Raw genomic sequence first — 24810 nt, 5'->3', positions numbered from 1 at the left:
CACCAGGAGCGGACGGGCCGGGGCGTTACGGGCTTTGCAGCGGAAGCAGGCCGTCAGCCGACGTGGACGCGCGGGCGGCGCGAGCGGTCCGGCTCGGCCTCGCGCAGCACCTCGCGGGTGACGGGTGCGACCTCGCCCTGTCCGAACAGGAAGAAGCGCAGGAACTGGGCGAAGGGGCTGCCCTCGGTCCACTCGAAGTAGAGGTGCGGCTGCTGCCCGGTGCGGTCCCGGATGTTGAGCGCCAGCGCGGCGAGCGCGTTCGGGATGCTGGAGCTCTCCAGGGTGAGCACCCGGTAGCGGCCGTGCAGCACCTCGCCGCGCACGGTCAGCGCGGCCTCGAAGTCGGAGGCGTCGCGGACGGTCACCTCGACGAAGACCAGGTCGTCCTCGCCGGGGATGTCGTTGTCGGCGCGGATCTGGTGGATCTTGTCGCGGTACTCGGCGAGGTCCCGGCTGTTCGGCTCGTTGGCGATCAGCCGCAGCGGCCGGTGGGCGTAGTCCCTGATGAAACGTTCCGCCACGTCGTCCAGGGCGACGCTGGTGACACGCAGCTCGAAGGCGCGGCGCAGCCGGGAGAGCAGCGAGACCAGGACGATCCCGGCGATGAAGCAGGCGCCGATCTTCAGGCCGTCCGGCCGCTCCAGGCAGTTCAGCACGGTGGTGTAGAGGAAGATCGCCGCGATGACCGCGAAGGCGACGGTCCAGCCGCGCTCGCGCTTCTTGTGCGCGGCGATGGTCACCGCGATGGCGGCGGAGCTGATCAGCACCAGCACGCCGGTCGCGTACGCGCCGCCCTGGGCGTCCACGTCGGCGTCGAAGATCCAGGTGACCAGGAAGCCGATCAGGGTCAGCACGATCACCATCGGCCGCACCGCGCGGGCCCAGTGCGGGGCCATGCCGTAGCGCGGCAGGTAGCGGGGCAGCAGGTTGAGCATGCCCGCCATGGCGGAGGCGCCGGCGAACCAGAGGATCGCGATGGTGGAGAGGTCGTAGACGCTGCCGAAGGCGCCGCCGAGGTACTGGTGGGCCAGGTACGCCAGGGCGCGGCCGTTGGCGTCGCCGCCGGCCTTGAACTGGTCGGCCGGGATGAGCAGCGTGGTGATGAAGCTGGTGGCGATCAGGAAGCAGCTCATGATCACGGCGGCGGTGGTCAGCAGCTTGCGGGTGCCGCGGATCCGGCCGGCCGGGTTCGCCTCGGTGTCGTCGGGGTCGCCCTTGATGTGCGGCATCACGGCGACGCCGGTCTCGAAGCCGGACAGGCCGAGCGCCAGCTTCGGGAAGGTCACCAGGGCCACGCCGACCATGACGATCGGGTTGCCGTGCTGGGCGGTCAGCGCGTCCGTCCAGTCGGTGACCACGTGCGGCGCCGAGACGATCTTCCAGAGGCCGACGGCCACCACGACCACGTTCAGCACCAGGTACGTCCCGACCAGGAACACCGCCAGGCCGATCGCCTCGCTGAAGCCCTTCAGGAAGACCGCGCCGAGCAGGGCCACCAGGACCAGCGTGATCACCACCTGCTTGCCGCCGAGGAAGCCGGTCAGGTGCGGGTTCTCCACCAGGTGCGCGCTCGCGTCGGCGGCGGACAGCGTGATGGTGATCAGGAAGTCCGTCGCCGCGAAGCCGAGCAGCGCGAGGACGAACAGCTTGCCCTTCCAGAACGACAGCAGCCGCTCCAGCATCGCGATCGAGCCCTCGCCACGCGGGCTCTCCTTGGCCACCCGCCGGTAGACCGGCAGCGCGCCCAGCAGGGTGACGACCACCAGCACGATGGTGGCGATCGGCGACAGCACGCCCGCGGCCAGGGCGGCGATGCCCGGCTGGTAGCCGAGCGTCGAGAAGTAGTCCAGGCCGGTCAGGCACATCACCCGCCACCAGCGCTGGCCGGCGGGCGTGCCGTGCGCGGCGGAGTCCCCCGCCGCCGCGCCCCCGGTCGGCGCCTCCGGGGCGCCCTCGTCGGCGGACTGCCGCGCGGGCTTCTCCGCGGTCACGTCCTCCAGCAGCCAGCTGCGGAGGCGTATTCGCGCCGACGGCGCGTCCGACTCCGCCGTCTCCGTCGAACCCGACGAAACCACCTTGCACCTCTTGTTTAAAGACCCCGTAAAAACGCCGTCGGGCGACGGCAGTGCGTCAGGCTATGCGACCGGCGTTAAGGATCCGCTACCGGGCCGCGTTAAGAAATCGTCATGACGCCGCAGGTCGGTGCCGGTGGCACGCCGGAGTGCGCCGGGTGCCGGAGACGGCGGGACCCCGAACCGCCGGAGCGGTTCGGGGTCCTTTCAGGGTGGAACCCGGGCACTTTCGCGCGGGGGGGGAGTCCGCGATCAGGCCCGGTAGCCGAGGACAGTCATCATGCCCGTCTCCGCGTGGTAGACGTTGTGGCAGTGCACCATCCACAGGCCCGGGTTGTCGGCGTCGAAGTCGACGGCCAGGGTCGTGCCCGGCAGCACCACCGCGGTGTCCTTGCGCGGGCCGTCGCCGGGCAGCGCGAAGCTGTGACCGTGCAGGTGGACGGGGTGCCACATGGCGGTGCTGTTGCGGAACTCCAGCCGCACCCGCTCGCCCGCCGCCACCGGGTAGCGCTGCGCCGGGTCGTACCGGCGGCCGTTGAACGCCCAGTCGGCCTTCGCCATCCCGCCGGTGAGCTCCAGCCTCATCGTGCGGTCCGGCGCCCTGGCCGGCAGCCGGACGTCCGGGGCGGCCCTGAGCTGCCCCGCGGTGACCAGCCGGCCGTCCAGCTCGGCCGGGCGGACGGCGGCGTCGGGCGCGGCGCCGCCGCCGGTGCGCAGCACGGCCAGGGCGGTGGCGTTCTTGCCCTCGGCCAGCGCGGTGAGCGGGAAGGCGCCGTCCTTGGCGGTCACCAGCACGTCGTAGCGCTCGCCCATGCCGAGCAGCAGCGCCTGGGTGGTGGCCGGTTCGACCGGGAAGCCGTCGGTGTGGGTGACGGTCAGCTCGTGGCCGCCGAGGGCGACCCGGTAGGCGGTGTCGCCGCCCGCGTTGACCAGCCGGATCCGGATCCGGTCGCCGGGCTTGGCGGCGAAGGTCTCGGGCGCGGTCGCGAGCCTGCCGTTGACCAGGTGGAACGGGTACGCGACGTCACCGGCGTCGCCTCCCAGCAGCGGGCTCTGAGCGCCCATCAGCATCCGGGACGGGCCCGCGGCGTTCGGGGTGCCGCCCGGGGCGCTGCCCGTCCCAGTCATCCCCGCCATGTCGTGGCCCGGCATCCCCGTCATCCCCGGCATGTCGTGGCCGGAGCCGCCCGAGTGGTCCATCCCGCCCATGCCCCGGGCGAGTTCGGCGAGGACGGCGTCCGGGGTGCTGCCGTCGACGCCGTCCACCCAGTCGTCCAGGACGACGACCCACTCCTTGTCGTAGGCCAGCGGCTCCCTGGGGTCCTCGACGATCAGCGGGGCGTACAGGCCGCGGTCCTGCTGGACGCCGGAGTGCGGGTGGAACCAGTACGTGCCCGGGTGGGCGAGCGCGAAGCGGTACTCGAAGGAGGCGCCGGGCCGGACGTCGGCCTGGGTCACGCCCGGCACGCCGTCCATGTCGTTGCGCAGCGCGAGGCCGTGCCAGTGCAGCGTGGTGGGCTGCGGCAGGTGGTTGGCGAGGGTGACGGCGAGCGTGTCGCCGAGGGTGGCGCGCACCTCCTGGCCGGGCAGGCGGTCGCCGTACGCCCAGCTGCGGACGGTGCGGCCGCCGAGGTCCAGGGTGGTCTCGGTGGCGGTGAGCGCGACCTTCCGCTCCGGGCCGGGGTTGCGCCGGGCCTCGGCGGCGGCGACCTCGGGGCCGTTCGGGGCGAGGTAGCCGGCCGGGGCGGCGGCTCCGGTCGTGCCGCTCGTGGGGCCGTGGTTCATGGACCCGTGGTCCATGCCCTTCATGGAGCCGGAGGAGCAGGCGGTGAGCAGGCCGGTCCCGGCGGCGGCGAGCGCGGCGCCGAGGACGGTACGACGGGTGGGTGTGCGCATGGCGGAATGCACCTCGTGCGGTGTGTAGGTGTGCAGGACGTCGCGTCGGCCGTTCCGTGCGCGGGCGCTCCAGGGCGCGAGCGGGCGCGTGGACGTGCGCGCGGGCGCTCCAGGGCGGGCGCGGGCACGGGACGGCGGGCGCGCGCCTACTGGCGCAGCACCGAAAGCCGGGTGAGGAGTATCCGCCCGCCCCCGGGCGGGGGCAGCGCGCGGACGGCCCGCAGCAGTCGGGCCCGTACCTCGGCGGCGGCGTCGCCGCTGCGGCGCAGCAGCGGGCCGGCGAGGAGCAGCACCAGGGTCCAGCCCGCCAGGACGGCGCGGCAGACCGCCATCGGGTCCATGCCGCCGGCGATGGTCGGGTCGACGGCGGAGGCGGCCAAGATGGCGGGGTCGACGGCGGAGGCGGCCTCCATGGGCGCGGCGGCCGGGCCGTGGTGGACGGCGGCCGCGGGGTGCGCCGGGTGCACGGCCGAGGCGTGCGTCCCCGCTCCCTCGTGCCCGCCGGAACCACCGTGTCCGCCGTACCCGCCGGAACCACCGTGCCCGCCGCCCGGATGGCCGAGCGTGTGCATCGTCACGATGCCGAACAGCAGCGCGGCGAGCAGCAGCAGGCGCGGCGCCCACGGCACCGGCCGACCGAACGACCGTGACCGCACCATCCTCCGCCTCCTGTCCCCAGCCGCCGCCATGTACCCCGGCAGGGTATCCCGGCCGCACACCGCGGACCGAGCCGGGGCGCACCCCCGCGGGGAGCTACTCCCGCCCCAGCACCGCGGCCGCCACGTGCTCGCGGAACCAGCGGTGCCCCGGATCGGCCGAGTTGCGCGGGTGCCAGGCCATCCCCAGCTCCAGCGGGGCGAGTTCCAGCGGGATCGGGAAGGTGCGCAGGCCCAGCGCGGCGACGGTGTCCGGCAGCCAGTCCTCGGGGACGAGGGTGACCAGGTCGCTGTCCCGTGCGAGCAGCATCGCGCCGGTGTGGCTGGGCACGACCACCGCCACCCGACGCCGGAGCCCGAGTTCGGCGAGCCCGGCGTCGATCGGGCCGAGCCGTTTGCCGCGCCGGGAGACGCCGATGTGGTCGGCGGCGGCGAACCGGCGGGCGGTGATCCGGCGGCCGTCGAACAGCGGATGGCCCGCCCGGGCGAGGCCGACCAGGGGAACGCGGAGGAGCTGCCGGGTGCGGACCTCCGTGTCCAGGTGGCCGAGCACGCCCAGTTCGACGTCCACCAGCCCCTGCCGCAGCGCCGGCCCGTCCTCCAGCGCCTCCGGCAGGAAGACCACGTCCACCCGCGGGGCCTCCGCCCGGACCCGCTCGACGAGGGCGCCCGCCGTCCGTACCAGCATCAGTTCGCCGGCCTGCAGCGTGAAGGTGCGGTCGAGGTGGACGGGGTCGAAGCCGGCGCCGGGGCGCAGCACGCTGTCGCAGCCGCGCAGCAACGCGCCGACCTCCTCCCGCAGTTCGAGCGCCCGCGGGGTCGGGACGAGGCCCTGCCCGGCGCGCACCAGCAGCGGGTCCTCGACGGCGCGGCGCAGCCGGGCCAGCATCCGGCTGACGGCCGCCGGTGAGGTGCCGAGCCGCTCGGCCGCGCGGGTCACGCTGTTCTCCTGGAGCAGGGCGTCCAGCGCCCGCAGCAGGTTGAGATCCATCGGTCACGCGCTCCTGACCTGGGTCTTTGCATCCTGGACAACTATCCGATGCCAATCCTTGCATGGCTCCCGCCGCGGCTGCCGACGACAGTGGAAACGACCGCGAAACCGCGGAACCACGCAAACCCTCACCGAGGAGTCCTCATGTCGCAGCCCACCCGTGCCGACCGCACCGACCGCACCGGCGACGTCCTCGCCGTCGTCAGCCAGAGCGGCTCGAACGTCCTGTTCTTCGACGCCGCCACCGACCGGCACCTCGACACCGTCCGGGTCCTCGCCCAACCGCACGAGCTCTGCTTCGACCCGACCCGGCGGCTGCTCTGGTGCACCAGCGCCTACCGCTCGGGCTACTACGGCGCCAACAGCGGCCGCCGCACCGAGGTGACCGTCATCGACGCCGACACCCGGCGGGTCGTCGACGTGGTCGACCTCGCCCCCGAACACGGCCCGCACGGGCTGGCCCTGGACACCGCCCGCGGCCGGCTGTACGTCAGCGTGGAGGGCGGCCCGGACCGGCCCGGCGGCGTCGTGGTCATCGACACCGGGACCCGCCGCCCGATCGGCCGGATCGGCACCGAGGCGCCCGGTCCGCACTGGTTCGCCATCACCCCGGACGGCCGGACCGGCTTCGCCACCAACAAGGAGGCACCCTTCGTCTCGGTCGTGGACCTCGACCGGGGCGTGCTGACCGCCAAGGTCGAGGTCCCCGGCAGCGAGGGCCTGGCCGTCTCCCCCGACGGCGCCCGGGTCTACGCCGCCGGCCCGTACTTCTCGACCACCACCACGCCCGCCCCGACCCCCGGCATCCGTGTCATCGACGTCGCGACCGCCTCCGTCACGGAGGTCCTCCCGACGGACTCCCCCGCCCTGCCGGTCCACCTCACCCCGACCGGCAGGCTGCTGGCCGGCGAGGTGCGCAGCGTCCCCGACGGCTCCCCGCTGGGGCGCCAACTCCCCGGCCGTCTCACGGTCTTCGCCGCCGACGGTCACCAGCGGCTCGGCTCGGTCGAGGTAGGCCTCTTCCCGCTCACCGTCACCTCCTCCCCCGACGGCCGCCTCGCCTACGTCTCCTGCGCCGTCTCCTCCACCGTCGACGTCATCGACCTGGAGGCGCTGGAGCAGGTGGCCCGGCTGGAGGTCCCCCGGCTCGGCGAGGCGGGCGCGCACGGCCTGGCGTACCTGCCCCGCCCCGCCTGAACCCCGGGACGGACCACGGGAGTTCGAGGACCAGGGACTACGAGGCAGCTGTCAGGATGCGGCCGTCGGCGCCCACGGTCAGGTCGAGGCGCACCGCCGGCTGCCCCGCGGCCGTACCCTCGCGGCGGTAACCGAGCGTGCGGGCAGCGCCGTTCGGGCCGGCGGGGGTGACGGTCGGGGTCAGGCCGGCGATCCGGTCGGCGAACCAGGTGTCGGCGAAGGCCCGGCCGGCGGCGACGACCTGCTCCGGGGTGAGGGCGGGTGAGCCGGCCGCGTCGGCTGAGGGCGTGGCGGCGGCGACGGCGAGCAGACGGCCGCTGGGCTGCTCGATCCGGAGGTCGCCGCGGTCGGTGCTGACGTCCATGATCTGCTGGGTGAGCCCGGGGTCGGCGGTGGTCGTGGTGGTGTCCACCAGCGTGCGCGGGCCGAACACGCCCTCCGCCACCCGCTGCGCCGTCGCGATGTCGTCGGACGGCGGAGCGAAGAGGCCCGGTGAGTCCCGGTACGTGCGGATCCCGACGTGGACCACCAGCCCCGCCCCCGCCAGCCCGACGGCGCCCAGCACCAGCCCGTGGACCAGGTCGCGGCGCAGCCGGGGCAGCCCGCGCCGCCGGACCAGCAGCCAGCCGACGGCGAGCAGCGTCCCCAGCAGGGCGCCGGCCGCGTTGTCGACGAAGTCCGCAGCGTCGCAGGCGCGTCCGGTCCCGAGCAGGGTCTGGACGACCTCGGTGACGGCGGACAGCACCGCGCAGCCCGCGAGCACGGTGACCGGCCGTCGGAAGAGCAGCACGCCGAAGAACGCCAGTGGCAGGTAGAGCGCGATGTTCATCAGCCCCTGCTGCGCCGTCGCGTCGGCCCACATGCCGGGCCCGATCGTGCAACTCGGCGGCCCCGAGTACCCGGTGGCCGTCGGTGTCAGCGTCACCGCCAGCTCGCCCGCCAGGCTCAGTCCCCACAGCACCGCCGTCGGGACCGCCATGCCTCTCCGGCGGGCCCACCGGGCGGTGCCGAGGGCGAGCGCCGACCCGAGGACGGCGAACACGAGCAGGAGGGCGGGGACGGCCGAGTAGCTTGCTTCGATCATCAGGTCTTCCGGGTCAAGGGTAGGCAAAGGAACGCTACCCCAGCCGTGGCACCGGCCTGCTCCGGCCCCGGACCCACCCTCAGGTCCCTCGCGAGACCGAGCCGTCCACGCGAGGGACCTGCACGTATTCCCTCCCGGGGACGGCCGCCGGGCGTCCACATCGCGGAACGCGGGACGGCGGCGGGCTGACACCTTCCGCCTGACCGAAACCTGCCAAGTCGACTGCCGCGCAGCTCATCCGGGGTCGGCGCGACGTCCCCTTCCTGGCCCGAAGCTGCCACGCGTTTGGTGTCACCCTGAACCCGTGTGAGCGCACCGGGGCCCGTGCGAATCTTGGGACCACCGAGGCCGCGGACGAACGAGGGCGGCCCGAAACCCCCCAGGATTCGGAGGACTTCCCCATGTTCACCTCCGCGCGTTCCCGCGGCCCCGTACGCCGGACGACGACCGGGCTCGCCACCGCGCCGGTCGCCCCGCTTCCCTTCCGCCCGCTCCCGCAGGCCTTCCCGGCCGCGGTGGGCAGCGGCTTCTCCTGGGGCTGACCGGCCGGTTCCCCCCAGAGCTCCCAGGACTTCCGGTGCACCTCGTCGGCGTGCTGCTGACCGCCGCGACAGGCGGGTCGGCGGGCGCCCGGCCGACCGTCGGGGCCGTGCTCTCGGCCCTGGACAGCGTCACGTCCGCCCGCGACGGCGTCGAGCACCTCCACGTCCACATCACCCCCCGGGGTGTCCGGTTGACCTTCTACCTCGCCGGCTGCGACCTGACCGACGCCGTCGGCCGCGCCATCGCGATCGCCCACCGGGCCGTCGCCGGCCCGACGGCGCTCGCCCGGTTCGCCGTCACGGACTTCAACGTGCTCGACCGGCCCGCCGGCCCGCGGCGCGACACCCACTGACGGCCGCTGACGACCGCTCACGGCCGCTCACGCCCGCCCACGACCGCCGACAGGGCCCACGGACGGCCACTGACGCCCGCCCGGCCGGCACCGCGGCCGCTCCCCCAACGGTGGCTCCCCCCACGGCTGTTGCCTCTCCCCGGCCGCCTCCTCCTGAAGTCGCTCGACCGCCATTGGAGACTCATGCGCATCACATCCGTCGGCCACGCCGGCCTGCTCGTGGAGACCAGTGCCGGGCGCATCCTCTGCGACCCCTGGTTCAATCCGGCGTTCTTCGCCTCGTGGTTCCCGTTCCCCGACAACGAGGCGATGGACACCGCCCAACTGCACACCGCGGAGTACCTGTACGTCTCCCACCTCCACCACGACCACTTCGACGCCGAGTGGCTGCGGACCCGGATGTCCAAGGACACCGTCGTCCTGCTGCCGGACTACCCGGTCCGCGACCTGCGGACGTCCCTGGAGGACCTCGGCTTCCGCCACTTCGTCCAGACCCGGGACCTCGAACCGACGCAACTGGACGGCGGCGTCCAGGTGATGGTCAACGCCCTCACCTCGCCGACCGACGGCCCGATCGGCGACTCCGCGATCCTCATCGACGACAACGGCACCCGGATCCTCAACCAGAACGACGCCCGCCCGGTCGACGAGCCCCGGATCAGGTCCTTCGGGCCGCTCGCCGGGCACTTCCTCCAGTACTCCGGGGCGATCTGGTACCCGATGGTGTACGACTTCCCCGCCCGGATGAAGCAGACCGTCGGCCGCCGCAAGCGCCGCAACGGCATGGCCCGCGCGCTGAACTACGTCGAGCAGTACGGCGCCGAGCACGTCTTCCCGTTCGCCGGGCCGCCCTGCTTCCTGGACGAGGAGCTCTTCCACCTCAACGACCTGGACGGCGACGACGCCAACATCTTCCCCGACCAGTGGGTCTTCCTCGACTTCCTCCGCGAGCGCGGGGTGACCAACACCCACCTCCTCCTGCCGGGCACCGTGGCCGAGTTGGGCCCGGACCGCAGCTGCCGGCTGGAGCAGGTCGACGAGCGGACGGTCGCCCGGATCCGCGACGACCGCACCGGCTACCTGCGCGAGTACCAGGCCCGCCGGGCCGACCGGATCCGCGCGGAGAAGGCCGGCTGGCCGACCACCCGCACCGACCTGCTGACCGGCCTGCGGGAGTGGGTGGAGCCGCTGCTGCAGTACGCCGACCGCACCTGCGAGGGCATCAACGGCCGGGTCCTGGTCGAGGTGGTGGACACCCCGGACGCGACCGGAGCCGGAGAGGGGGCCGACGGCGGGACCGGAGCCGGGACCGCACCCACCGAGCAGATCCTGTTCGACTTCCTGGACCGCCGGGTGGCCCGCTGGGCGGGCGAGGAGTGCCGCTACCGCTTCGAGCTGCCCCGGCCGCTGGTGGAGCGGATGGTCGCCGAGCGCTGCCCCGACTGGGCGAACGAGCTGTTCCTGTCCTGCCGCTTCAAGGCCGCCCGCAAGGGGCCCTTCAACGAGTTCGTGACCACCTTCTTCGCCTCTCTCTCGACCGAGCGGATGGCCTATGTCGAGGGCTACTACGCGGAGTTGAGCCAGACCGAGGAGCGCGCCCGGGCCGGCGACCACGTCGTCCAGCGGCTCTGCCCCCACCTCAAGGCGGACCTGGTCCGGTTCGGCTCCCACCGGGACGGCATCCTCACCTGCCGCCTGCACGACTGGGAGTTCGACCTGGCCACCGGCCGCTGCCTGACCAGTGACGACCGGAAGATCATCAGCGAGGCGCGGGTCAACCCGTCCGACGATGACCCGGACCTGCCCGAGATCCCCGCGGCCTGAACAGGACAGACATGACCCTTCCCCTGGTGTCGGTGGTCATCCCGCTCTACAACGACGCCCGCACACTGCCCGCCTGCCTGGACGCGGTGACCGCCCAGACCTACCCCAACCTCGAGATCGTCGTGGTCGACGACGCCAGCACCGACGACTCCGCCCTGGTGGCGGAGAAGTACCCGTGCCGACTGGTCCGCCAGGAGCGCAACGCGGGGCCCGCCGAGACCCGCAACCGCGGTGCCCGGGAGGCCCGCGGCGAGATCGTGTTCTTCCTGGACGCCGACGTCGGCCTCTCCCCGGCCTCGGTCGCCGCCGCGGTGGAGCGCCTCGCCGCCGACCCGGAGACCGGGTCGGTGTGCGGCATCACCGCCAAGGAGCCGCTGCTGCCGACCACCCGGGTCGGGGACTACCGGATCCTCCAGTCGTACTACTGGCGGATCAGCTCCGAGGGCACCGTCACCCCCTGGTTCTCGGCCCTGGCGGCCATCCGCCGGTCGCTGTTCCTGGACTCCGGCGGGCTCAACCCGGCCCTGCGCCAGACCGAGGAGATCGACTTCGGCGTACGGCTGTCGGCCACCCACCGGATCGAGCTCAGCTCCGCGGTGGTCGGGCGGCACAACGACGAGGAGCAGCTGTCCGGGCTGGTCCGCAAGCTGTTCCGCCGGGCGCGCCTGCGGGTGCCGCTCTACGTGGACCACCGGGGCTTCATGCGCGGGTTCGAGACCCGCTCCCGGGCCGTCGCCGCGCTCGCCGCGGCCGGCGCGGTCGCCTCGCTGCCGCTGGCCCTGGTGTCCCGCCGGACGCTGCCGGCCACCGCCGCCCTGGCGGCCGGCGCCGTGCTCGCCGACCGCGGCTTCCACGCCTTCCTGGTCCGCGAGCGCGGGGTCCCGACGGCGGTCGCGTACACCGCCCTGCACTTCGCGGCGGGCACCGCGGTGACGGCGGGCGCGGCGGTCGGGGCCGGCCAGTGGCTGCTGAGCCCGCGGTTCCGGCGGCTGTACCGGCGCCAGGTGCCGCCGGCGGGCGCCGCCCGTCCGCCGCTCGCCGGTGCCCCCGGCCCGACCACCCCGCCGGCAGGCCGCCCATGACCACCGACAGCCCCGTGACGCCCGACGGCCCCCGCTCCACCGCCCGACCCCAGCGCGTACTGCTCACCGGCGCGGCCGGCTTCCTCGGCAGCGCCCTGGTCCGGCGGCTCGGCAGCTCGCCCGTCCACCGGGTGGTCGCCCTCGACCGCCGCCCGCTGCCGCCCGGACTCGCCGCCCTGCCCTCCGTGGAGGCGGTGGTCGGCGACGTCCGGGACCGCACCCTGCTCGGCCGGCTGGCGGCCGAGGCGGACGTGGTGGTGCACGGCGCCGCCGCCCTGCCGAGCCACCCGGCGGCGGAGATCCGCTCGGTGGACGTCGACGGCACCCGCACCGTCCTGGACGCCGCCCGGCGGGCCGGGACCGACCGGGTGCTGCACATCTCCTCCACCGCGGTGTACGGCCTGCCGGAGCGCACGCCGACCCCGGAGACCCACCCGCTGGTCCCGGTCGACCCGTACAACGCCGCGAAGATCGCGGCCGAGCGGCTGTGCGCCGACTACCGCGACCGGGGCATGTGCGTGCCCGTCCTGCGCCCGAAGACCTTCATCGGCCCGGGCCGGCTGGGCGTCTTCGCGATGCTCTTCGACTGGGCGCTCGACGGCCGGGGCTTCCCCGTCCTCGGCGGCGGCCACACCCTCAACCAGATGCTGGACGTCGAGGACCTCTGCGACCTGGTGACCGCGGTGCTGACCCTGCCGGGCGAGCGGGTCAACCGGGAGTTCAACGTCGGCGCGGCCGAGTACGGCTCGTTCCGCGAGGACTGCCAGGTCGTCCTGGACCTCGCCGGCCACGGCAAGCGGGTCGTCCCGCTGCCGCTCGGCCCGGCGAAGGCCGCCCTGCGGACGCTGGCCGCGCTGCGGCTGTCCCCGGTCTACGGACGCCTCGTCCAGAAGCTCACCCGGGACTCCTGCGTCGACATCACCGACGCCCGCGAGGTGCTCGGTTTCACCCCCCGCCACTCCAACGCGACCGCCATCGAGCGCAGCTTCACCTGGTACCGCGCGAACCGGTCCGCCGTGGCCGGCACCACCGGCCGGACGCACTCCGACCGCTGGCGCGAGGGTGCCCTGCGCACGGTCAAGGTCCTCTTCTGACAGCAGCGAAGGGAACGGAAGTGAGTACTGCGAGCGAGTACCGAAAGGGCCTCGTCGGCCCGCCGGTGCATCCGCCCGACGGGGCCACCGGCCCCCCGCCCGCCGACCTGCCCGAGGAGCCCGGCGGGTCCGGGCTGCCCGGGGAGCCCCGGCGCGGCTCGCTGGTGCGCGGCCTGCTCCGGCTGGTCAGACCGTTCCAGTGGCCGAAGAACGCGGTCGTCCTGGTACTGCCCCTGCTGGCGTCCGGCGCCTCGCCGTGGCCGGCCGTCGCCGACGCCCTGCCCGTCCTGGTCCTGTTCGTCCTCGCGTCCTCGGCCACCTACGTCGTCAACGACCTCGCCGACCGGGAGCGGGACCGCCGCCACCCGGTCAAACGCCACCGCCCGATCGCCTCCGGGGCCGTCCCGGTCCCGGTCGCCATCGTGCTCGGCGCCGTCCTCTACCTCGCCCTGCTGGCCGGCTCGGCGGCCGCGGGGGCCGCCGCCGTCCCCGTGCTCGTCTACGCGGTCACCAACATCCTGTACAGCTTCGTCCTCAAGCACGTCTCGGTGGTCGACGTCTTCGTCATCGCCACCGGCTTCGTGCTGCGGGTCTGCGCCGGCGCCATGGCGGCCTCCGTCCCGATCTCCTCCTGGTTCCTGCTCTGCGTCTTCTCGGTCTGCATCCTGCTCGGCTTCGGCAAGCGCCGGCACGAGCTGACCTCGGTGCAGGGCGGGCCCTCGGAGCTGCACCGGCCGGCCCTGCGCGCCTACTCCGTCCCGTTCCTGAACAGCATGGTCACCTTCGCCGCCTCGGTGACCGTGCTCGCCTACGTGTCCTTCCTGCAGAGCGACGCCGCGGCCGGCGGCATGCGCCAGCTGCGGATCCTGCTCTCCACCCCGCTGGCGGTCTTCGCGATCGCCCGCTACCTGCAGATCCTGCTGGTCAGCGAGGGCGGCGGCGAACCGACCCGGACCCTCTTCACGGACCGGACCATGCTCGCCGTCGGCGGCCTGTGGCTGACCGGCTTCGGACTCCTGCTGGCGGTGCAGTCATGGTGACGGCCCCTCAGCCCGGGCGCTTCGCGCTCTCCCGGCCCCGGCGGTCCTGGTTCCTCGCCGACCGGGCCGCCACCTGGCCGGTCCGGCTGCTGGCCGCAGTGAGCGCGGGGTGGCTGCTGTTCTGCGCGCTCCAGGAGGCCCTGACCGGCCGGGCCTGGTTCTGGGTCGTCCCCGGGGCCGCCCCTCCCCCGGTCCTGCTCGGCGTCCCGCTGCTGGTGCTGCTGGCCGCGCTCGCCGTCCGGCTGCGCCGCGGCCGCGGCCGGGTGCGCTGGCCCGCCGTCATGGGCGTGCTCTCGCTCGCCGTCGGGCTGGACCAGTCGGGACTGACGCTGGCCGCGGCGACGGCCGACCGGACGGTGCCGCCCGGCGCGATCCACGTCGTCGCGCAGAACACCGAGTACTGGGGCTCCGACGTGGACCCGGACCGGTTCTACGCCTACCTCAAGGCCCAGAACGCCGACGTGTACCTGCTCCAGGAGTACCTGCACTGGGACGACGCGGCCGGCGCCGACGGCGCCCGCGAGGTGGACGACACCGCCCGGCTGAAGCGCGAGTTCCCGGGCTACCAGGTGGTCACCCGGGGCGAGTTGGTGACCCTCTCCCGGTTCCCCGTGGTGGCGCAGCCGCCGGTCGGCCCGGACCAGGAGCTGCGGGCGCGCGGGGAGGGCGACTGGTCGCGCGTCTTCGCCGGGGCCAAGGTGCTGCGCACCGACCTCGCGGTCAACGGCTCGGTGATGTCCTTCTACAACGTCCACATGCTCGTGCCGGTCGCCTACGGGATGCCCCCGCAGGACTTCCCGGCCGACGTGCACCGCCGGCAGCGGGAGCGCCGGCAGCAGTTCGACGGGCTGGTCCGGGACGTCCGGGCCAACCCCGACCCCCTGTTCATCGCCGGCGACTTCAACACCAACGCCGGCATGGGCGACCTCAACGAGCTGCGCGGCCTCACCCAGGACGCGGCGGACGCGGGCGACACGATCCTGCCGATGTCCTGGGACGCCGGCAGCTGGCACGACTGGTGGCGCTTCGACTGGGCGTTCACCGCACACGGCTCCCGGACCCACCGCTACTCGCTGAGCAGCCCCGAGGGCACATCCGACCATCTCCGCCAGGACGCCTGGATCACCGGGCCCGCAACGGGAGGCACACATGGCTGATCCGGACGCACGCACGGCCGAGGCACGACCAACGGTGTCGGTGATCATCCCCAACTACAACTACGAGAAGACCATCGCGGCGGTCGTCGAGTCCGCCCTCGCGCAGACCTACCCCGTGCACGAGGTGCTCGTCGTCGACGACGGCAGCTCGGACCGCTCCCCGGAGATCGTCCGGCGCTACCCCGTCCGGCTGATCACCCAGCGCAACGGCGGGGTGTCCGTCGCCCGCAACCGCGGGGCGGCCGAGAGCACCGGGGAGATCCTGTTCTTCCTGGACTCCGACATCGCGCTGGACCCGGACGCGGTCGCGAACGCCGTGGCCCTGCTGGCGGAGCAGCCCGACCTCGGCTGCGTCCACGGGGTGGTCGGCAAGCGGGCACTGTTCGACGACGGCCCGGTCGAGCGCTACCGCGTCCTGCACGAGTACTGGTGGCGCCGGCGGGCCACCGGCCGGGTGCGCACCGTCTTCTTCGCCATGTGCGCCATCCGGCGGGAGGTGTACGAGGAGATCGGCCCGCTGGACGAGACCCTGCGGGAGTCCGAGGACGTGGAGTACAGCGAGCGGCTGGCGGCGAAGTACCCGATCCTGCTGACCGAGCGCATCACCGGCCAGCACGACGACGTGGAGCGGCTGGGCGCGCTGCTCGGCGAGCAGTACCGGCGCTCGCAGCTGCTGGTGGCGTTCGCCGGCGCCCACCGCTTCAGCCCCGGGGCGCTCAAGGCGAACCGGATGCCGGGCGTGCTGGCCACCGCCGCCACCTGGGGGAGCCTGCCGCTGCTGCTGCTCACGCCCAAGGCGGCCGTCCTCCCGGCGCTGGGCGTGGCCTGGTTCGCGGTGGCGGACCCGGGGCTGGCCCGGTTCGTGGTGCGCGACCAGGGGCTGCGGTACTACCCGGTGTTCGTCGGCTACCACTTCCTGCTGCACACCGCGCTGGTGGCGGGCGTCGCCCGGGGCGCGGTGCGGGCGCTCACCGAACGCGGCTTCCGGCGGCCGCGGCACCCGGCGTCATGACGGACGGTGTCGCGACGGACGGCGTCGCGACGGACGGCGTCGCGACGGACGGCGTCACGGCGGACGCGTCCGGGGGCGGTCCGGCCGGCCCGCCGCGGGGCCGGCGGCGGCTGCTGACCGCCGTCCTGCTGGTCGCCGGCGTCGCGGGCCTGGTCGCGGTGGCCCGCAACGATGCCTGGAGCCTGGTGACCAGGATGGCGGACGGCTGGTCCCTGGCCCTGCTGGCGGTGTCCGTACTGACGAACGTCGGCGGGCTGCTGCTCGGCCTGCTGTCCTGGCGGGCCGTCCTGGACGACCTGGGGCCGCCCGTCGGGCTGTTCGGCAGCGCCCGGATCTTCTTCTGCGGGCTGCTCGGCAAGTTCCTCCCGACCCCGGTCTTCGGGCTGCTCGCGCACATCCAGCTGGGCGCCGAGTACGGGGCCACGGCCGGACGGATGGTCACCACCTACGTGGTCAGCCTGGGCATCACCATGCTGACCGCCTGCCTCGCCGCGCTCGGCATCGCGCCCGCCGTGCTCGGCGGCAACACCTGGTGGCTGGCCCTGCCGGTCCTGGTGCTGCTCTGCTTCGTGGTCCGTCCGGGCCTGATCGGCGCGGCGGTGGAACACGGCGCCCGGCTGTTCCGCCGGCCGCCGCCGTCCGGGCGCAACTCCCCCCGCGCGGTGCGGGTTTCGCTCGCCCTGGCCCTGCTGTCCTGGTTCTCGGCCGGCCTGCACCTGTGGCTGATCGTGGTCGCCCTGGGCGGGCCGCCCGGCCGCTCGCTGGCGGCCTGCGTCGGGGGCTTCGCGCTCGCCACCGTCGCGGGCACGCTGACGATCGTCCTCCCGGACGGCCTGGGCGCCCGGGAGATGGTCCTGGTGCTGTCGCTGTCGACGGTCGTGCCGGTCTCCACGGCCGGCGCGGCCGCGATCGTCTCCCGACTGGTCTGCACAGTGGCCGAACTGGGCACCGCCGGGGTAATGATTCTGGTGACCAGGTCGCGGCGGGGCACTGCCCCCGCCGCGCCCGGCGACACCACTGCCGATCCCCCTGGAGGGAAGACTGATGCGGTACCGCAGCCTCGGAGTTGACGGCCAGTCGGCCAGCGTGCTCTGTCTCGGCGCGATGACCTTCGGCACCACCGTCGACGAGGAGACCTCGACGGCGATCCTCGACCGGTTCACCGAAGCCGGTGGGACGTTCATCGACACCTCGAACAACTACGCCTTCTGGGCGCCCGGCGCGAACGGATACGAGAGCGAGGAACTGCTCGGCCGCTGGACGGCCCGCCGCGGCAACCGCGACGACCTGGTGCTCGCCACCAAGCTCGGCGCCCGCCCGGTGCCCGGACTGCCCTTCCCCGAGCACATCGAGGGCCTGTCCGCCCGCGCGGTGCGCGAGGCGGCGGAGGGCAGCCTGCGCCGCCTCGGCACCGACCGGCTGGACCTGTACTACGCGCACGTGGCCGACCCGGCCACACCGGTCGAGGAGACCATGGGCGCCTTCGCCGGGCTGGTCGCCGACGGCAAGGTCACCGCCCTCGGGTGCAGCAACCACAGCGCCGCCCAGCTGGCCGACGCCAACGACCTTGCCGTCGAGCGTGGTTGGCCCGGCTACCGGTGCGTCCAGCAGCGCCACAGCTACCTGCGGCCGAGGCCCGACGCGGACTTCGGCATCCAGAAGCACGCCGACGAGGCCCTGCTCTCGCACCTCGCGGCGCGGCCCTCGATGGCGCTGCTCGCCTACTCCCCACTGCTCGGCGGCTCGTACTGCCGCCCGGACCGCCCGCTGCGCGCGGAGTACGAGCGGCCGGAGACGAAGGCCCGGCTGGCCGTACTGGCGGAGGTGGCCGAGGAGACCGGCGCCACCGTCAACCAGGTGGTGCTGGCCTGGCTGATCGGCCACCCCGTCCCGACCGTCCCGGTGGTCGGCGCCAGCTCCGTCGCCCAACTGGAGGAGAGCCTGGGCGCGTTGGACCTCGTCCTCGACGAGGAGCAGCGCCGACGGCTGGACACCGCGGCCTGACCGGACCTCCCTCCAGCCGTCGGGGCCTGTCGTGCGGGACAGGCCCCGGCCCCGTGCCCGTCGGTCAGAGCCAGCCCTCCTTCGCCGCGCGCACCCCCGCCTCGAACCGGCTGCGCGCGCCCAGCCGGTTCATCAGCTGGGAGCTCATCCGGCGCACCGTGCGCAGCGACAGCCCAAGCCGCCGGGAGGCCACCTCGTCGGTGCAGCCGATGCTCAGCAGGAGCAGCAACTCCCTTTCCTGGGGCGTCAGATCGTGCTCGTTGCGGCGCGGGTCCTGGCCGAACGGCGTGCCCGCCGCCCAGAACTCCTCGAACAGCAGGGCCAGCGCGCTCACCACCCCCGGGGTCCGGACCTCCAGCGCGCCCGCGCGGCCGTCCTGCGGGTCGATCGGCACCAGCGCGGTCTCCCGGTCCACCACCACCAGCAGCAGCGGCAGGAAGGGCACCGTGCAGGCCTGCCCGCCGAGCCGGGTGAACCAGCGGACGTACTCCAGCGTCGCCGGGTCGTTGCGGAAGCTCTCCTGGTAGACGCTCCTGATCCGCACCCCGCGTTCCAGCGCCTGCCGGTCCAACGGCTCGCTGGCGTCCATGGTGTCCGGCAGCTGGGCGCCGCCGGGCAGCAGCGACAGGCACTCGCGCTCGGCGGTGGAGGCCAGGTCCTCCAGCCGCTTGCGGACCATGTCCAGCCCCTCCAGCCGGTGGATGACCTCGTACCGCGAGGCCCGGTTGGCGTTGAACCGGGCGCTCAGCGCCGTCACCGCCTGCTCGGCGGACTCGATCTGCCGCTGGCGCCGGCTGAGGTCGGCGGTCGCCCGCGAGAGCAGGAACCCGAACCCGACGTCCGGATTGAACGGCACCGCGTCCCGGCAGCCGTCCTCCAGGTTCACCAGGTCCAGCTCGGCCAACCGGTTCAACGCGACCCGCACCCGTTCCTCACTCCACCCCAACCGCTCGGCCATGTCGACGACCCGGAACCCCGGCTCCTCCACGATCAGCCGGTACACCGCCTCCGCCGACGGTTCGATGCCCAGCACCTCAAGCACAGCAGATACCCCCGTATGGTCCCGCTCGTCACCACAGGGAGGCTAAGCCAGCTAGCCGACTAGGTCTATACCAATATTTCTCGGATGCCCACCGCCCCGCCCCGGGGGCCGACAGCACGGGTCACGCCCCGCCGGGCAGGCGCACGGCGGGGCGGACGCGTCCCGGGCCGCGGCCGGTCAGAAGCGCCAGGCGGGGTCGTCGGCGATCGCCAGCAGCTCGTCCGTTCCCAGGCCCGCGCCGGACGCGCCGACCCACTGCTGGAGCGTCACCGTCCGACCGTCGGCACGCTGCACGCGGACGTACTGGGAGACGCGGCCGCCCTGCGGGAAGGTCAGCGTCATCGCCTCGCCCCGGGCGCCGCCCGGGAGTTCGGCCACCTGGCAGTTGGTGCGCGGGGCCGCCTCCTGCGGCGAGGGCACGCCGGGGCGCGGCGTGACCTTGGGCAGGGCGATCGTGGCGCAGAGCGGTACGTTCGGGGCGTCGGCGGTCCGGTCGGCGCCGCCGACAAGCTCCACCTGGCCCACCGGGGACGCCCAGTCGACCCGGAAGGTGCGGCCGGGGATGTCACCGCCGCGCACCGTCGTGCCGCCGCCCGCCGGAAGGAGCCCGGCCAGGGTGGCGCCCAGCTGCTCACTGCTCCAGCCGGTGGGCCGGCCGCCGCCGGGGCCGAAGGAGTCCGGTCGCAGCGGTTGCGGGGCGTCGCCGGCCGCGCCGGCCAGGGTCAGCGGGCCGGTCAGCGGGTCGGCGGCCACCGCCGTGCCGCCCGGGTCGTGGGCGGCACCGCCGGTCGGCAGGCCCCCCAGCAGGGCGGTCAGAGCCGCGGCGGCTGCCACCCCGGCGCCGGCCCGCACGGCCAGCCGCACGCCGCTGCGGCGTCGTCCGGCGGCCACTGCCGCGTCCACCGAGTCGGCGGGCAGTGGCGGTTCGGTGCCGAGTCCGGTGGCGAGCAGGGCCCGCAGCTCGTCCTGCCCGTCGAGGGCGTGGTCATGTGTCACAGCAGTTCCTTCAGGGGGGTAGGGGTGACGGCCAGTTCGTCGAACGGGTCGGTCTCGCCGAGCAGCTCGCGCAGCCGGGCGAGAGCCCGGAAGGTGTGGCTCTTGACCGTGCCGGCGGTGCAGCCGAGCGCCTTGGCGGTGGCCGCGATGTCCAGGTCGACCCAGAACCGCAGGACCACCACGGCCCGCTGACGCGGCGGCAGCGCGGCCAGCGCGGCCCGGACCTGGAGGCCCAGCGAGGGGTCGGCTCCCTGGCCGGCCCGGTCGGGCAGCACGGGCGTCGGGTCCTCGTGCCGCCAGCGGCGCCGGGTGTGGTCGATGCAGGACCGGGTCAGCACCCGGTGGGCGTAGGCCTCCAGGTTGGCGATCCGGTGCCGCCTTCCCCACACCGCGTACAGCTTGGTCAGTGCGGTCTGCGTGATGTCCTCGGCGTGGTGCCAGTCGCCGCACATCAGGTACGCGGTCCGCCGCAGGTGCGGCAACCGGTCCTCGGCGAAGCCGCGGAACTCCTCCAGGTCTGCGCTACGCACAGGGCGTGCCCTCCGTTCGTCTCTGCCCTCTCCGACGGAGCGGACCCGCTGCCGGGATGTCACCGGAGGGGGAAAACCCGAGGGATCTTTCTGACGGGCCGTGACATCCTCTGCGGCCCCCTGCTCCGTCGATCCAGTGGCAGGGCCGGCGAGCGGCCCGCCGAATCCAGGGCGTCGCCCCACCGAGAGGACACTATGCAAGGCATACACAGAAGAGGCCCGAGGCGGGTGGGCCGGTGGCCGGCCGTCGCGCTGGGCGCGGTGCTGGCGGGGACGGCCGTCGCCCCGGCCGGCTGGGCATCGCCGGCCGAGGCACCCGCCGGGGGCTCCGCACCGGCGGCGGGCCGGCCGGTCCGGGTGACCCTGGTGACCGGCGACCGGGTCACCGCCCTGGTCGGCACCGACGGCGGGGTGTCGCTGGTCGCCGTACAGCCCGGGCCCGGACGCGAGGACGTGACCTTCACCCAGCGCTCCGGCGCCCCGGGCACGCTCACCCTGCTCCCCGCGGACGCCGTCGAGCCGCTGAGCACCGGGCGGCTGGACCCGCGGCTGTTCGACGTCGCCGGGCTGATCGCCCAGGGCTACGACGACGCGGGCACCGCCGAGCTGCCGCTGATCCTCGGCTCGGACCGACCCGGTGCCAAGGGGTTCGCCGCCGCCGCGCCGCCGGCCGGGGCCACCGTCGTACGCACGCTGGAGAGCGTGCACGGCGTGGCCCTGCGCGCCCCGAAGGCCCGCACGGGCGAGCTCTGGCAGCAGCTCGCCCGGCCCGGCGCCGGGCTCGCCGCGAGCGGGGTGGACAAGGTCTGGCTGGACGGCAAGGTGACCGCCGCGCTCGACCGGTCGACCGCGCAGATCGGCGCCCCGCAGGCCTGGTCGTCCGGCTGGACCGGCAAGGGCGTCAAGGTCGCGGTGCTGGACAGCGGCATCGACCGCGGGCACCCCGACGTGGCCGGCTCCCTCGGCGAGAGCTCCGACTTCACCCTCGCCGACCCGGCCCGGGAAGGCCCCACCCCAGTGGCCTCCGACGCGGACGGCCACGGCACGCACGTCGCCTCGATCGTGGCGGGCACCGGCTCCGCCTCCGACGGCCGGTTCAGGGGCGTCGCCCCCGAGGCCCGGCTGCTGGTCGGCAAGGTGCTGGACGACGAGGGCAACGGCCAGGAGTCCTGGGCGCTCCAGGGCATGGAGTGGGCCGCGGCCCGCGCGCCGATCGTCAACACCAGCTTCACCGGCGCCGCCACCGACGGCACCGACCCGCTGGCCCAGGCCGTCAACACGCTCTCCGCCCGCTACGGCACGCTCTTCGTCGCCGCGGCCGGCAACAGCGGCCGGCCCGGCACCGTCGGCACCCCCGGCTCGGCGGACGCCGCGCTGACCGTGGGTGCCGTCGACCGCGACGGCTCGCTGGCCGGCCTCTCCAGCCAGGGCCCTCGCACCGGCGACCACGCCGTCAAGCCGGACCTCACGGCACCCGGCATCGGCATCGTCGCCGCCCGCGCCGCCGGGACGGACGGCCAGAACCCGGTCGGCGACCGGTACACGGCCATCTCCGGCACCTCGATGGCGGCCCCGCACGTCGCCGGAGCCGCCGCCCTGCTCCTCCAGCAGCACCCGGACTGGAAGGGGCCGCAGCTCAAGGCCACGCTCGTGTCCTCCGCCGCCCCGCTGGCCGGGCGCGGCGCGTACGAGCAGGGCGCCGGGCGGGTCGACGTCGCCCGGGCCACCACCCAGGAGGTGTACGCGACCGCCGAGGGCACCGGGATCCGCCTGGACGACGCGTCCGACGCGGCCCCGACCAGCCGGACCGTCACGTACCACAACGCCGGCGGCACGCCTGTCACCCTGGACCTGGCCGCCTGGTCCACCGGGCCGGCCGGCGGGTTCACCGTCGCCCCCGCCCGGCTGACCGTCCCGGCCGGCGCCAGCGCACCGGCCACCGTGACCGTGGACCCGGCCCGGATCGCCGCGGGCGCCTCGCTGACCGGCCGGGTGACCGCGACCGGCCCCGGCGGCACCGCCGTCACCACCCCGTACGCGCTCACCCGCGAGGCCGTCCGGCACGACGTCACCGTCACCGCGGTCGACCGCGACGGCGCTCCGGTGGGACCGGGCACCTGGATGACCCAGTCGATGATCGGCCTGGTCAACCTGGACACCCGGGAGTCCTTCCCGCTCCGGTTCACCGGCGGCACCGCCACCGCCCGGGTACCCGAGGGCCGCTACAACCTCGGCGGCAAGCTGGTCACCCCCGGTGCCGGGACCGCAAGCCCGACGTCCACCCTGTTCCTCCAGCCCGAGCTGGAGCTGCGCGGCGACACCAGGATCGCCGTCGACGCCCGGCAGGGCAGGCAGCTGACCGTCACGGTGCCCGGCCGCGCCACCACCGGCTGGTCACTCTCCGCGGCCTACTGCTACCGCACCGGCGGCGACGAGGGGTGCGCCGACTCCTTCGCGGCCATCGGCCGGCCCGGCAACCTGTACGTCATCCCCGGCGGCCGACCCGGCGCCGGCCGGCTGGACTTCACGGCGCAGAGCGTCCAGAACGGCCCGCAGCAGCAGAACGGACGGCTGCCGGACCGCTACGACCTGCTGGTGCACACCACCGGCGGGCTCCCGGACCCGGCCTTCACCGTCGACCCCGGCGAGCTGGCCACCCTCAACACCCGCTACTTCGCCCAGGCCCCCGGCACGGCGGGCGACTTCAGCAGCTTCGCGGAGGCCGGCGGCGTCGGCGGCCTCAGCATCGCGGAGCCGAACTTCGCGCTGCCGGCCGTCCGCACCGAGTACTTCACCGTCAAGGACCAGCGCCGCGAGACGACCTTCGGCCAGAACGCCGGGCCCGGCGGCGAGATGGTCCCCTCCACGGTGAGCCAGAGCGGTGCCCTGCGCTGCGCGGCCGGCGAGACCTGTGCCGAGCGCTGGAACGCCGCCGTCATCGGACCCGGCCTCGCCCTCGGCCAGGGCGGCGCGGCCACCATGGCCCGCACCAGCGACGGCTTCCTCACGCTGGCGCCGCAGCTGTTCAGCGACGCCTCACCCGGCCACATCGGCTCACCGTGGACGCGGCGGCTGGACGACACCGTCCGGATCGACCTGGAGCGGGACGGCAAGCGGATCGGCAGCAGCGCACGGGAGTCCGCCGACTTCGCCGTGCCGGCCGGCGACGCCACCTACCGGCTGACCGCGAAGGCCACCCGGTCCGAGCCGTGGGCCGCGCTGTCCGGCACCGTCGAGGCGGTCTGGACCTTCCGCTCGGGAGCCGTCGCACCGGGCCCCGGCGGCGCCCCGCGCAGCACCCCGCTGCCGATCCACGCGGTCCGCTTCACCGCCCCGGTCAACCCGGACAACCAGGCGCCGCGCAAGCAGCACACGCTGCTCGCCGCCGTGGAGCGGCAGAGCGGCGCACCCACCGCGACCGTCGCCAGCCTGGAGGTCCAGGTCTCCTTCGACGACGGCGCCACCTGGCGCAACGCCCCGGTGCAGCCGGGCGACAGCGGCTACCGGGTCACCGTCGACCCGCCGACCGGGACGGGCGGCTTCGTCTCGCTCAGGGCCGCGGCCCGGGATGCCGACGGCGGCTCCGTCGAGCAGACCGCTCTCCGCGCCTACCGGCTGACGCCGTGAAGCGGGCTCGGTGGCCCGGGGTCTCCCCCGCGCCACCGAGCCGTCGGGCCGCCTCGCACCCGGCCCCCTTCGGCGGGCGCCGAACCCGAAGGAGTCCCTGTCCGGGACTGCTACCCGGACCGATCCCTGAGGCGCGACCCCTAAGGGCGTAGACACGCTCACCAGCGGGCATGGCACGGTTGCAGTGCAACGTCATCAGCCGTGAGAAGGTACCGATCATGAGTGCAGTGAAGTTCATCCTCAATGTCATCTGGTTGGTTTTCTGCGGCATTTGGATGGCTCTTGCCTACGTGCTCGCCGGAATCATCTGCTGTGTACTGGTCATTACCATCCCGTTCGGCATCGCCTCCTTCCGGATCGCCGGCTTCATCCTGTGGCCGTTCGGGCGGACGGCGGTGGAGCGGCCGGACGCCGGGCCGGCGTCGTGCGTCGGGAACGTGATCTGGCTGGTCTTCGCCGGCTGGTGGCTGGCGATCGGGCACCTGGTCACCAGCATCCCGCTGTTCCTGTCGATCATCGGCATCCCCTTCGGGTGGGCCAACCTCAAGATGATCCCGATCTCGCTGATGCCGCTCGGCCGCGAGATCGTGCCGACGGACCGGGAGTGGGGC

The 24810-nt window shown here is 74.3% G+C and carries 21 protein-coding genes; 13 read left to right on the top strand and 8 right to left on the bottom strand.

Features of this window, described 5'->3' with window-relative positions; translation table 11 throughout:
* Window positions 1-53: 53 nt before the first annotated feature.
* The 4 genes from ACFU7Z_RS11115 to ACFU7Z_RS11100 all read right to left on the bottom strand — a co-directional run bounded on the left by ACFU7Z_RS11115 (window position 54) and on the right by ACFU7Z_RS11100 (window position 5615).
* Window positions 54-2075, bottom strand: coding sequence for an APC family permease (locus ACFU7Z_RS11115; protein WP_074002498.1), 2022 nt, complete (start codon window positions 2073-2075; stop codon window positions 54-56).
* Between the two features lie 249 nt (window positions 2076-2324).
* A complete protein-coding gene (locus ACFU7Z_RS11110) occupies window positions 2325-3968 on the bottom strand; it encodes a multicopper oxidase family protein (RefSeq protein WP_380777324.1) in 1644 nt (547 codons plus the stop codon).
* A gap of 146 nt (window positions 3969-4114) precedes the next feature.
* Entirely contained in the window at window positions 4115-4627 is a 513-nt protein-coding gene (locus ACFU7Z_RS11105) for a hypothetical protein (RefSeq protein ID WP_380777323.1), read from the bottom strand.
* A 94-nt stretch (window positions 4628-4721) separates the two neighbouring features.
* Entirely contained in the window at window positions 4722-5615 is an 894-nt protein-coding gene (locus tag ACFU7Z_RS11100) for a LysR family transcriptional regulator (RefSeq protein WP_049657470.1), read from the bottom strand.
* 144 nt (window positions 5616-5759) lie between these two features.
* On the opposite strand from ACFU7Z_RS11100, the gene ACFU7Z_RS11095 reads away from it, so the two are divergent.
* On the top strand, window positions 5760-6812 hold the full coding sequence (locus ACFU7Z_RS11095) for a YncE family protein (protein ID WP_380777322.1): 1053 nt from the start codon (window positions 5760-5762) through the stop codon (window positions 6810-6812).
* A 37-nt stretch (window positions 6813-6849) separates the two neighbouring features.
* Here the strand turns inward: ACFU7Z_RS11095 and ACFU7Z_RS11090 are convergent, their stop codons facing one another.
* The gene (locus ACFU7Z_RS11090; RefSeq protein WP_380777320.1) at window positions 6850-7896 is read right to left on the bottom strand and encodes a VanZ family protein; all 1047 of its coding nucleotides are present in this window, start codon (window positions 7894-7896) and stop codon (window positions 6850-6852) included.
* Window positions 7897-8297: 401 nt separating this feature from the next.
* Between ACFU7Z_RS11090 and ACFU7Z_RS11085 the strand changes: the two genes are divergently transcribed.
* The 10 genes from ACFU7Z_RS11085 to ACFU7Z_RS11040 all read left to right on the top strand — a co-directional run bounded on the left by ACFU7Z_RS11085 (window position 8298) and on the right by ACFU7Z_RS11040 (window position 18004).
* Window positions 8298-8438 carry a hypothetical protein gene (locus ACFU7Z_RS11085; RefSeq protein WP_181970519.1) on the top strand — a complete coding sequence of 47 codons (141 nt, stop codon included), beginning with the start codon at window positions 8298-8300 and terminating at the stop codon, window positions 8436-8438.
* A gap of 35 nt (window positions 8439-8473) precedes the next feature.
* Window positions 8474-8791, top strand: a complete 318-nt coding sequence (locus ACFU7Z_RS11080) for a hypothetical protein (RefSeq protein WP_375877121.1) — start codon at window positions 8474-8476, stop codon at window positions 8789-8791.
* 183 nt (window positions 8792-8974) lie between these two features.
* Window positions 8975-10615: a Rieske 2Fe-2S domain-containing protein gene (locus ACFU7Z_RS11075; protein WP_380777318.1), complete on the top strand. Its 1641-nt coding sequence runs from the start codon at window positions 8975-8977 to the stop codon at window positions 10613-10615.
* Window positions 10616-10626: 11 nt separating this feature from the next.
* Entirely contained in the window at window positions 10627-11697 is a 1071-nt protein-coding gene (locus tag ACFU7Z_RS11070) for a glycosyltransferase family 2 protein (protein WP_380777316.1), read from the top strand.
* Window positions 11694-12791, top strand: coding sequence for an NAD-dependent epimerase/dehydratase family protein (locus ACFU7Z_RS11065; RefSeq protein ID WP_380777314.1), 1098 nt, complete (start codon window positions 11694-11696; stop codon window positions 12789-12791). The genes ACFU7Z_RS11070 and ACFU7Z_RS11065 overlap by 4 nt, the downstream gene beginning before the upstream one ends.
* A gap of 20 nt (window positions 12792-12811) precedes the next feature.
* Window positions 12812-13831: a decaprenyl-phosphate phosphoribosyltransferase gene (locus ACFU7Z_RS11060; RefSeq protein ID WP_375877123.1), complete on the top strand. Its 1020-nt coding sequence runs from the start codon at window positions 12812-12814 to the stop codon at window positions 13829-13831.
* Window positions 13825-14988 (top strand): endonuclease/exonuclease/phosphatase family protein, encoded by a 1164-nt coding sequence (locus ACFU7Z_RS11055; RefSeq protein ID WP_380777312.1) that lies wholly within the window; start codon window positions 13825-13827, stop codon window positions 14986-14988. Before ACFU7Z_RS11060 ends, ACFU7Z_RS11055 begins: the two co-directional genes overlap by 7 nt.
* Complete coding sequence (locus tag ACFU7Z_RS11050; protein WP_380777311.1) at window positions 14981-16000, top strand: glycosyltransferase family 2 protein; 1020 nt, start codon at window positions 14981-14983, stop codon at window positions 15998-16000. Before ACFU7Z_RS11055 ends, ACFU7Z_RS11050 begins: the two co-directional genes overlap by 8 nt.
* On the top strand, window positions 15997-17070 hold the full coding sequence (locus tag ACFU7Z_RS11045; protein ID WP_380777310.1) for a lysylphosphatidylglycerol synthase domain-containing protein: 1074 nt from the start codon (window positions 15997-15999) through the stop codon (window positions 17068-17070). Before ACFU7Z_RS11050 ends, ACFU7Z_RS11045 begins: the two co-directional genes overlap by 4 nt.
* Window positions 17045-18004, top strand: coding sequence for an aldo/keto reductase (locus ACFU7Z_RS11040; protein WP_380777308.1), 960 nt, complete (start codon window positions 17045-17047; stop codon window positions 18002-18004). Before ACFU7Z_RS11045 ends, ACFU7Z_RS11040 begins: the two co-directional genes overlap by 26 nt.
* A 64-nt stretch (window positions 18005-18068) precedes the next feature.
* Here ACFU7Z_RS11040 and ACFU7Z_RS11035 read toward each other — a convergent pair whose 3' ends face one another.
* The 3 genes from ACFU7Z_RS11035 to ACFU7Z_RS11025 all read right to left on the bottom strand — a co-directional run bounded on the left by ACFU7Z_RS11035 (window position 18069) and on the right by ACFU7Z_RS11025 (window position 20572).
* A complete protein-coding gene (locus ACFU7Z_RS11035) occupies window positions 18069-19046 on the bottom strand; it encodes a helix-turn-helix transcriptional regulator (RefSeq protein ID WP_049656999.1) in 978 nt (325 codons plus the stop codon).
* Between the two features lie 177 nt (window positions 19047-19223).
* Window positions 19224-20042: a hypothetical protein gene (locus ACFU7Z_RS11030; protein ID WP_380777307.1), complete on the bottom strand. Its 819-nt coding sequence runs from the start codon at window positions 20040-20042 to the stop codon at window positions 19224-19226.
* On the bottom strand, window positions 20039-20572 hold the full coding sequence (locus tag ACFU7Z_RS11025) for a SigE family RNA polymerase sigma factor (protein WP_375877128.1): 534 nt from the start codon (window positions 20570-20572) through the stop codon (window positions 20039-20041). Before ACFU7Z_RS11025 ends, ACFU7Z_RS11030 begins: the two co-directional genes overlap by 4 nt.
* A 228-nt stretch (window positions 20573-20800) precedes the next feature.
* On the opposite strand from ACFU7Z_RS11025, the gene ACFU7Z_RS11020 reads away from it, so the two are divergent.
* Together ACFU7Z_RS11020 and ACFU7Z_RS11015 are read left to right on the top strand one after the other, a co-directional pair.
* On the top strand, window positions 20801-24199 hold the full coding sequence (locus tag ACFU7Z_RS11020; protein WP_380777306.1) for a S8 family serine peptidase: 3399 nt from the start codon (window positions 20801-20803) through the stop codon (window positions 24197-24199).
* A 218-nt stretch (window positions 24200-24417) separates the two neighbouring features.
* Window positions 24418-24810, top strand: a 393-nt coding sequence (locus ACFU7Z_RS11015; RefSeq protein ID WP_380777304.1) for a YccF domain-containing protein, incomplete at its 3' end; no start/stop codon positions are given.

Origin of the sequence: Kitasatospora sp. NPDC057518, from assembly GCF_042802075.1 — a bacterium.
GTDB lineage: Bacteria > Actinomycetota > Actinomycetes > Streptomycetales > Streptomycetaceae > Kitasatospora.
The sequence above is the reverse complement of the archived record's forward strand: the minus strand, read 5'-3'. Positions and strand labels throughout refer to the sequence as shown.

What these genes read in the sequence shown, in the direction of transcription:
- ACFU7Z_RS11110 (WP_380777324.1), bottom strand. Translation starts at nt 3,968, where the DNA reads ATGCGCACACCCACCCGTCGTACCGTCCTCGGCGCCGCGCTCGCCGCC.
- ACFU7Z_RS11105 (WP_380777323.1), bottom strand. Translation starts at nt 4,627, where the DNA reads ATGGTGCGGTCACGGTCGTTCGGTCGGCCGGTGCCGTGGGCGCCGCGC.
- ACFU7Z_RS11100 (WP_049657470.1), bottom strand. Translation starts at nt 5,615, where the DNA reads ATGGATCTCAACCTGCTGCGGGCGCTGGACGCCCTGCTCCAGGAGAAC.
- ACFU7Z_RS11095 (WP_380777322.1), top strand. Translation starts at nt 5,760, where the DNA reads ATGTCGCAGCCCACCCGTGCCGACCGCACCGACCGCACCGGCGACGTC.
- ACFU7Z_RS11090 (WP_380777320.1), bottom strand. Translation starts at nt 7,896, where the DNA reads ATGATCGAAGCAAGCTACTCGGCCGTCCCCGCCCTCCTGCTCGTGTTC.
- ACFU7Z_RS11085 (WP_181970519.1), top strand. Translation starts at nt 8,298, where the DNA reads ATGTTCACCTCCGCGCGTTCCCGCGGCCCCGTACGCCGGACGACGACC.
- ACFU7Z_RS11075 (WP_380777318.1), top strand. Translation starts at nt 8,975, where the DNA reads ATGCGCATCACATCCGTCGGCCACGCCGGCCTGCTCGTGGAGACCAGT.
- ACFU7Z_RS11070 (WP_380777316.1), top strand. Translation starts at nt 10,627, where the DNA reads ATGACCCTTCCCCTGGTGTCGGTGGTCATCCCGCTCTACAACGACGCC.
- ACFU7Z_RS11065 (WP_380777314.1), top strand. Translation starts at nt 11,694, where the DNA reads ATGACCACCGACAGCCCCGTGACGCCCGACGGCCCCCGCTCCACCGCC.
- ACFU7Z_RS11055 (WP_380777312.1), top strand. Translation starts at nt 13,825, where the DNA reads ATGGTGACGGCCCCTCAGCCCGGGCGCTTCGCGCTCTCCCGGCCCCGG.
- ACFU7Z_RS11050 (WP_380777311.1), top strand. Translation starts at nt 14,981, where the DNA reads ATGGCTGATCCGGACGCACGCACGGCCGAGGCACGACCAACGGTGTCG.
- ACFU7Z_RS11045 (WP_380777310.1), top strand. Translation starts at nt 15,997, where the DNA reads ATGACGGACGGTGTCGCGACGGACGGCGTCGCGACGGACGGCGTCGCG.
- ACFU7Z_RS11040 (WP_380777308.1), top strand. Translation starts at nt 17,045, where the DNA reads ATGCGGTACCGCAGCCTCGGAGTTGACGGCCAGTCGGCCAGCGTGCTC.